Below are 6,873 nucleotides of genomic sequence, written 5' to 3'. Positions count from 1 at the left end.
GCTTTCAGAGAAGCAGGATCTCAGCGTTAACATTTTTCGACGTACAACCAGTATGCCTGTAACTGTTGCCTTGATCTTCAACTTCTCTGTAAGCCAGAGGCGTAATTGACTTATTCGCACCTTCCCTAAGCCACAACACGACTACCTGAACCAATCCGCTTTAAAGTGCGTATCAGTTATATGTTTATTCTAAGATCATTTTTCCGAGATCAATCGTTATGCAGCAGAAACCTATTATTCAACGCAGTAAGCCTACGGTGTTCTACGATGGTGGCTGCTCTTTATGCCATAGAGAGATCAGTCACTATCGGCGTGTCGACAAACAACAATGTATTCGTTGGGTCGATTTCACCCGTACACCCGAGTCGCTGCAAGCGTATGGCATCACCTACGATAATGCGATGCAGCAGTTACATGCAGTTAATCCGGCGGGAGAAATTGTTCTGGGTGTCGATAGTTTTTTGCTGATCTGGTCACATCTGCATAGCTACCGCTTTCTCGCTAGGTTGATCGAAACCCTCAGACTAAAAAAGCCGCTGAATCTGATCTATAACATGTTTGCCCGCTGTCGCTATAAGAACCGTTGCCATAATGGATGTAAAATCAGCCGGTGAGTGAATTTTTAGCGCGCAATGATTGTGCAGACGCACCTTTTTATGGCAAAAAAGTGCTTGTTGATTTGTTTGTGAAGTTTTAACTTATTGTTTTTAATGAATTATATTATTTATGGTATTGATTCTGCAATAATCAATTCAGTCGTTGTAATATTCGGCAACACAATTTAAAAAATTCGGACAGAGGCGTCCATCCCTTATCACTGAGAGTGATAGAGGGATGGGCGCTTTTTTTTTGCCCTGCAGTAAGCGGCAAACAGATGAGAAAACTTTACTTAATAAAATGAGGCAAAACGATGGCTTACTTAGAACCGAGTGAGTTTGTGACCAAAATGGTCGACTCAGGCGAACAGAAAATCTTTATGTCCACCAAAGACACCTACATCCGCGCATTTATGGCAGGCGCAATCCTAGCCCTAGCAGCCTTCTTTGCTATCACCGTGGCAACAAAAACCGGTAGCGCGATACTGGGTGCATGCCTATTTCCTGTTGGCTTTATCATGCTTTACCTGATGAAGTTTGACCTGCTAACCGGTGTGTTTACGCTGGTGCCGCTGGCGGTCATTGATAAGCGCCCGGGATGTACAATGAATGAGTTGCTGCGTAACTGGGGGCTGGTATTTATCGGTAACCTGTCGGGGGCTCTGATGGTTGCATTCTTTGCTTCTTTTATCCTGACTTATGGTTATCAGGTTGATGGTGGGGTTGTTGCTGCAAAGGTCAGTACTATCGGTGAATCACGAACCCTAGGCTATCAAGAACAGGGGGTACTGGGTTGGCTCACAATCTTTATTCGCGGCATGCTGTGTAACTGGATGGTCTCTATGGGGGTTGTGGGTGCGATGATTTCTACCTCTGCCGGCGCTAAAATGGCAGCGATGTGGATGCCTATCATGCTGTTCTTCTACATGGGCTTTGAGCACTCTATTGTGAACATGTTCCTGTTCCCATTCTCAATGATCATGGGGGGCGACTTCACTGTTATGGATTACCTTATCTGGAACGAGATTCCAACAGCGCTGGGTAACCTAGCGGGTGGTTTCCTACTGGTGGGTCTGCCGCTTTACCTAACCCACGTAAAAACCAGCAAAGAACGCAAAGTTGCTGGCGCTAAAACGGTAACGGCGCTGTAACTTCCTTATTATAGCTAAGCTGTTGTCTGATTCCCGATGGCCTGTCTGACCATCGGGGCTTTCTCAACGGGGCTTTACCACCGGAGATTTCTCAACCGGAGCTTTCTCAACAGGCCTTTCTCAACAGGCCTTTCTCAACAGGCCTTTCTCAACAGGCCTTTCTCAACAGGCTTTTATCAACGGAGTTTTGGTGAATACCGCTCCTGCAACCAGAGTACTTCCGTCATGAATTCGCAGCTAAAGGTAACGACGGGGCAGTTCAGTGATAAAGGTTTAAAAGAGCTGAATCAGGACTTTCATGGTGCATATATTCCTAAAGAGCCTCAGCTTAGCCTGAAAGGTATTGCTCTGGCCCTTGCCGATGGCATCAGCAGCAGTGATGTCAGCCAGATCGCCAGTGAGACGGCGGTAAAGAGCTTTCTCAGCGACTACTACTGCACTTCTGATGCATGGTCAGTCCGCACTTCCGGCGAACGTGTGCTGGGTTCTATCAATGGCTGGTTATTCTCACAGACACAGCGTTCAGAATACCGTTTTAATAAAGATAAAGGCTATGTCTGTACCCTGAGTGCAGTCGTATTCAAAGCCTCTAGTCTACATATTTTCCATATTGGCGACAGCCGCATCTACCGTTTACGCGCAGAGAGTATGGAAACGCTGACCAAGGATCATCGTGCCTGGGTATCTAAAGAGAAGAGTTATCTCAGTCGTGCACTCGGCATCAGTATTGATATGGAGCTGGATTATCAGACCTCTAGCCTGCACAAAGGTGATATCTACCTGTTATGCACCGATGGAGTGTATGAGTTCATCGACACCGCGTTTATTTTCCAAACACTGCAGGACTATGCGGATGACCTCGATCAGGCCGCAGAGATTATTGTTAAGCAGGCGATAGACAATGGCAGCGATGACAACCTGACACTACAGATTGCCCGAGTAGATCAACTGCCACAACCGCTAGACAGTACCTTAAAGCATCAGGTAGAGGCACTAGCGCTACCGCCGTTGTTACAGGCCCGTGAGACGTTTGATGGTTACCTGATTTTACGCGAGCTGCAGGCGAACAGTCGTAGCCATGTTTACCTTGCTGAAGATTCCGACACGCATACTCGGGTTGTGATAAAAATCCCATCGGTGGATTTGAGTGATGACCCGGCCTATTTAGAACGTTTTCTGATGGAAGAATGGGTGGCGCGACGTATCAATAGCGCGCACGTGATGAAGGCTGGATTACAAAGCCGAAAGCGAAATTACCTCTACACGGTGACTGAATACATTGAAGGCCAGACACTGGCCCAATGGCTGATCGATAATCCCAGTCCTACTATTGAAACGGTTCGTACGATTATCGAACAGATAGCGCGGGGGTTGCAGGCGATGCACCGTAAAGAGATTCTGCATCAAGATCTGCGCCCTGAAAATGTGATGATCGATAATAATGGCACCGTTAAAATTATCGATTTTGGTGCGGTTCATGTTGCCGGTATTGTTGAAGCTGAAAACACACTGGAACAGACCGGACTTCCCGGTACCGCTTTATATATGGCGCCGGAATATTTTGTCGGCGAGGTCATCTCTACCCGCTCCGATCTCTTTTCACTGGCGGTTATCACTTACCATATGCTCTCAGAGCGTTTTCCCTATGGCAATCAGGTCGCTAAGTGCACAACCACGTCAGCACAACGAAAACTCGCTTATCAGTCGGTACTTGATGAGGACAAAGCGATACCTCACTGGATCGACACCACGTTGCACAAAGCGCTGCAGCCAAACCCCTTCAAACGCTACGCAGAGATCTCCGAATTTGTTTATGACCTGCGTAAACCTAACCACAACTACCTGCGCCGCCATCAGCCGCCGCTGATAGAGAGAAACCCCCTGCTGTTCTGGAAATCGGTCTCTTTTCTGCTAACACTGACGCTGCTGTTTTTGCTGGTGCAACTCAACAATCAATGACGAGTTAAATAATACCTGAGGAGTAACCTATGATTAGCAATCGAGAAGCAGTCACCGCCGCTATTATCGCAGCGAAAGTTAGCAAAGGCATAAAATGGTGTGACGTGGCCAATACCATAGGCCTGTCGAAAGAGTGGACGACGGCCGCCTGTCTCGGCCAGATGGCACTGGATAAGGAGCAGGCTGCCACGGTAGGCGAGCTCTTTGGTCTCAGTGATGAAGCGATCGCCTGGTTGCAGATCACCCCTTATAAGGGTTCTTTGCCCACCGAGGTGCCGACCGATCCACTGATTTATCGCTGGTATGAACTGGTCAACGTGTACGGGATGACCATTAAAGAGCTGATCCATGAAGAGTTTGGTGATGGCATTATGAGTGCAATCGATTTCTCGATGGACATTCAGCGAGAGCCCAACCCTAACGGTGACCGAGTGAATGTGGTTTTATCAGGTAAGTTTCTCCCCTATAAAACTTACTGATGGCGAAATACGGTTGTTAGGCAGAATGCAGAAGCTATTCGTTAGACTTTATCGAGATTTATCTGTTGCTTAGCTTGCCAGAGCGCAGCGCCGATAGGCGCGAACTTCCACGGTTTGTTATGTGATACGCTATCAATCTGGCAGCCCGTCGAACTTAGGCAATGCGCCTAATTCGTTATCCCAAGCAGCTTTGCTTGATGTAAAGATGTGAGCGGTTGGCGACATAGAGACTTCCGTGTCCAAACACCCAGCGGGAATGACCAGAAGACCTGTGTCATGAGTGCTTGGCAATGCTGAACCGCAAACCTTACAAAAACTTTTTTTGTGGCGAGTACCTGCAAGCATAAAAGTAGTTACAAAATCTGAACCTACCAACCAGATTAATTTAGCTGACTGTGAAAACAAATTTGCCGCATGAGAAGAACCGCTATCCTTTTGGCAATGCTGACAGTGACACAGGTAAAAGCTATCGAACTCCCCTTGCACTTCAAATTTCACAGAACCACACAGACAAGAACCCAAATATTCAGTCATCAAATCCCCTTCTTCTATGGATTGTAGGTGACGTATACATAACGCCTTGCTAAGCGGATAAAAATGGTTGGTTAAAATCGCGAATCGATAACCAATTGTTTTCGTTCCGTTTAAGCAACTTGTATGTATTATTACTTCATTTAAGAACTATAATCTAGCACCAGTTCTGTTTCATCGAAAGAATGCTTTATGTGAAAGGTAGTTATAAAATAACTTTCACCATCATTTCTTCGGATGAATATTTCTGTAGAATCTTTTAAGCCTAACAGTCCAGTTGAATTTTTAATATTACCTAATGAGTCAATCGAGCTTGACCATTTTATTTCAATTTCATTATTTTTCCTGTCAAACGCCTTGATACTTGTAATGGTAACTTTACGATGGGATTTATTAAGTAAAGTAAAATAAAGAACGCTTTTATAGTGGTCATACTCTTGCAAATTTGGATGCTGTAACTTGCTTGCAACTAACGCTTCGTCTGATTTTATTTCATCGTAAATTCTTTTAGATAATCTATAACTAAAAAATGCGCTTGCTGCGGCTATGACAGCAGAAACCGTTGCTATAAGTGTAGCAATATTAACCTTGCTTATATCACTTAAAAAATCTTTGATTATTTCACAATCCATTTAAACCTCTTGAATACTAACGCCGCGCCCAACCGCTGACAAAAATGGCGCTGGTTATACGGTGTGTAAAACGAATGACCGTTTGGTAGTCTGTTGCAGTGCCTTGTTAAATTTCATCTATAAACTCTCGAATTTCACTACAAATATCGTCGTATTTATTACAGATTGAATTCATTTTCAAAGATGTTTCCTTCAAAGCTGAATTGAAATTACACTTAGTGTTTCCAGTTTCGAGTAATTCTTGCTTATTTGATATGTGACCTCTAAAACATTGAGCTTCCTGTATACATGCTTTATAGATTACGCTCGTCTTTTCGTAGAACTCTTCTGAAAACATGAATGGTCGATTTATCCGCATGAAGGACATGAATTCCATTGATGATTCTTCCGCTTTCAATGCGTAATCAGAATCATTATCGGAATAACTAGTCATATAAAGATGTTCAAGTCGACAAACATCATCAATCATTTTGTCGCATTTAGCCCAAAGTTCACCATAAACAGATGCTTTTGCATCCTTTATTTTTATCGAATACTCTTGATTAAACTTAATAAATATCAGGTTATGTATAGCCCCAATTACTATAAGAATAGAGCCAAAAATATAGGCATTTAAATCTGGAACCTCTATTCCTAAATCGATACCTAACCAGTGCTTTAGAGTTACGCTAAAAATTAAATGTTCAATAATGGGTGAAGCAACGATTCCTATCCCGCAATACAATACTAATTTCGTTACAAAATTGGAAAATGGCGACCGTAACTTTCGCTTAATCCAATCTAGAAATAACTTCCACAATACTCTCAAATCTTCACCTATCTCGCTTGAAATTTTACAATCTGCTTATGAAGAACGCGCCCTCATAATAATTATTATCAGGAATCGTTATAATTCCACAAATGGTTTATCATGCCCCCTAATAGCTTGATATTTATAAATAATAATACACGCAGAACCCCGCCATAAATTAAGAGGGAAAGAATAAGCGAAATTACTAGTGGCTTTCACAAGAAAAATCATACTGTGTAAATAAACAGATTTTGAGAAAAGACTGCTCAATGACTTGCTCCCCATTCCTTAGGTCTATCTGCGAGTACATGCTGGTTAGGCGCTATAATCATAGAACCATAGCGGCATATTTATACAGGATCAAGGCCTATATTTTATTTCATAACAAACAAGACCCAAACCGACTCCGCGAAAAAGATATAGATCTGGCCCACCTCTTATTAAGGATCTGGAACGGGTAAGGCGTAAAACACCGCATTACCACGCTCGCTACAGAGTTGATTCCACTACTAAAACAACAAACATCAAATGTCGAGAAACAGCTTCTTGAGGATTCGACTTCAACAAGCATGGTGCAGTTCATGCTTCACTGCACCCTACACACAAAAAGGCCGCTGAGATACAAGCCGATGGCATCTGGGGTGCATATTGGTTTTACCTAAGGAAGGTGCGAATAAGTCCGTTATGTTCTCTGCGGACATTAGAATGGCCAGATACGCGAAAGCCAGTGCAGCG

Annotated in this window: 8 protein-coding genes; 5 read left to right on the top strand and 3 right to left on the bottom strand. The window is 43.8% G+C overall.

Annotated features, from left to right (window positions below; all coding sequences use genetic code 11):
- The first annotated feature begins 218 nt into the window (after positions 1 to 218).
- From Q4488_RS18565 to cynS, 4 genes are all read left to right on the top strand, one after another.
- Positions 219 to 614, top strand: coding sequence for a thiol-disulfide oxidoreductase DCC family protein (locus Q4488_RS18565; RefSeq protein WP_303582060.1), 396 nt, complete (start codon positions 219 to 221; stop codon positions 612 to 614).
- A gap of 296 nt (positions 615 to 910) precedes the next feature.
- Positions 911 to 1,747, top strand: coding sequence for a formate/nitrite transporter family protein (locus Q4488_RS18560; RefSeq protein WP_303582058.1), 837 nt, complete (start codon positions 911 to 913; stop codon positions 1,745 to 1,747).
- A 225-nt stretch (positions 1,748 to 1,972) separates the two neighbouring features.
- On the top strand, positions 1,973 to 3,706 hold the full coding sequence (locus tag Q4488_RS18555) for a bifunctional protein-serine/threonine kinase/phosphatase (RefSeq protein WP_303582056.1): 1,734 nt from the start codon (positions 1,973 to 1,975) through the stop codon (positions 3,704 to 3,706).
- Positions 3,707 to 3,735: 29 nt separating this feature from the next.
- Positions 3,736 to 4,185 (top strand): cyanase, encoded by a 450-nt coding sequence (gene cynS, locus Q4488_RS18550; protein ID WP_303582054.1) that lies wholly within the window; start codon positions 3,736 to 3,738, stop codon positions 4,183 to 4,185.
- A 132-nt stretch (positions 4,186 to 4,317) separates the two neighbouring features.
- Here the strand turns inward: cynS and Q4488_RS18545 are convergent, their stop codons facing one another.
- The 3 genes from Q4488_RS18545 to Q4488_RS18535 all read right to left on the bottom strand — a co-directional run bounded on the left by Q4488_RS18545 (position 4,318) and on the right by Q4488_RS18535 (position 6,156).
- The gene (locus tag Q4488_RS18545) at positions 4,318 to 4,719 is read right to left on the bottom strand and encodes a GFA family protein (protein ID WP_303582052.1); all 402 of its coding nucleotides are present in this window, start codon (positions 4,717 to 4,719) and stop codon (positions 4,318 to 4,320) included.
- A 140-nt stretch (positions 4,720 to 4,859) separates the two neighbouring features.
- Complete coding sequence (locus Q4488_RS18540) at positions 4,860 to 5,348, bottom strand: hypothetical protein (RefSeq protein ID WP_303582050.1); 489 nt, start codon at positions 5,346 to 5,348, stop codon at positions 4,860 to 4,862.
- A gap of 106 nt (positions 5,349 to 5,454) precedes the next feature.
- A complete protein-coding gene (locus Q4488_RS18535; protein ID WP_303582048.1) occupies positions 5,455 to 6,156 on the bottom strand; it encodes a hypothetical protein in 702 nt (233 codons plus the stop codon).
- 251 nt (positions 6,157 to 6,407) lie between these two features.
- Here Q4488_RS18535 and Q4488_RS18860 point away from each other — a divergent pair, with 251 nt between their 5' ends.
- Positions 6,408 to 6,599 (top strand): phage integrase N-terminal SAM-like domain-containing protein, encoded by a 192-nt coding sequence (locus Q4488_RS18860; RefSeq protein WP_368411596.1) that lies wholly within the window; start codon positions 6,408 to 6,410, stop codon positions 6,597 to 6,599.
- Positions 6,600 to 6,873 lie beyond the last annotated feature (274 nt).

It is taken from the genome of Amphritea sp. 1_MG-2023 (assembly GCF_030547545.1).
GTDB lineage: Bacteria > Pseudomonadota > Gammaproteobacteria > Pseudomonadales > Balneatricaceae > Amphritea.
Note: the sequence above shows the minus strand (reverse complement) of the source record. Positions and strands in the feature narration are given on the sequence as shown.

What these genes read in the sequence shown, in the direction of transcription:
- Q4488_RS18565 (WP_303582060.1), top strand. Translation starts at nt 219, where the DNA reads ATGCAGCAGAAACCTATTATTCAACGCAGTAAGCCTACGGTGTTCTAC.
- Q4488_RS18560 (WP_303582058.1), top strand. Translation starts at nt 911, where the DNA reads ATGGCTTACTTAGAACCGAGTGAGTTTGTGACCAAAATGGTCGACTCA.
- Q4488_RS18555 (WP_303582056.1), top strand. Translation starts at nt 1,973, where the DNA reads ATGAATTCGCAGCTAAAGGTAACGACGGGGCAGTTCAGTGATAAAGGT.
- cynS (WP_303582054.1), top strand. Translation starts at nt 3,736, where the DNA reads ATGATTAGCAATCGAGAAGCAGTCACCGCCGCTATTATCGCAGCGAAA.
- Q4488_RS18545 (WP_303582052.1), bottom strand. Translation starts at nt 4,719, where the DNA reads ATGACTGAATATTTGGGTTCTTGTCTGTGTGGTTCTGTGAAATTTGAA.
- Q4488_RS18540 (WP_303582050.1), bottom strand. Translation starts at nt 5,348, where the DNA reads ATGGATTGTGAAATAATCAAAGATTTTTTAAGTGATATAAGCAAGGTT.
- Q4488_RS18860 (WP_368411596.1), top strand. Translation starts at nt 6,408, where the DNA reads ATGACTTGCTCCCCATTCCTTAGGTCTATCTGCGAGTACATGCTGGTT.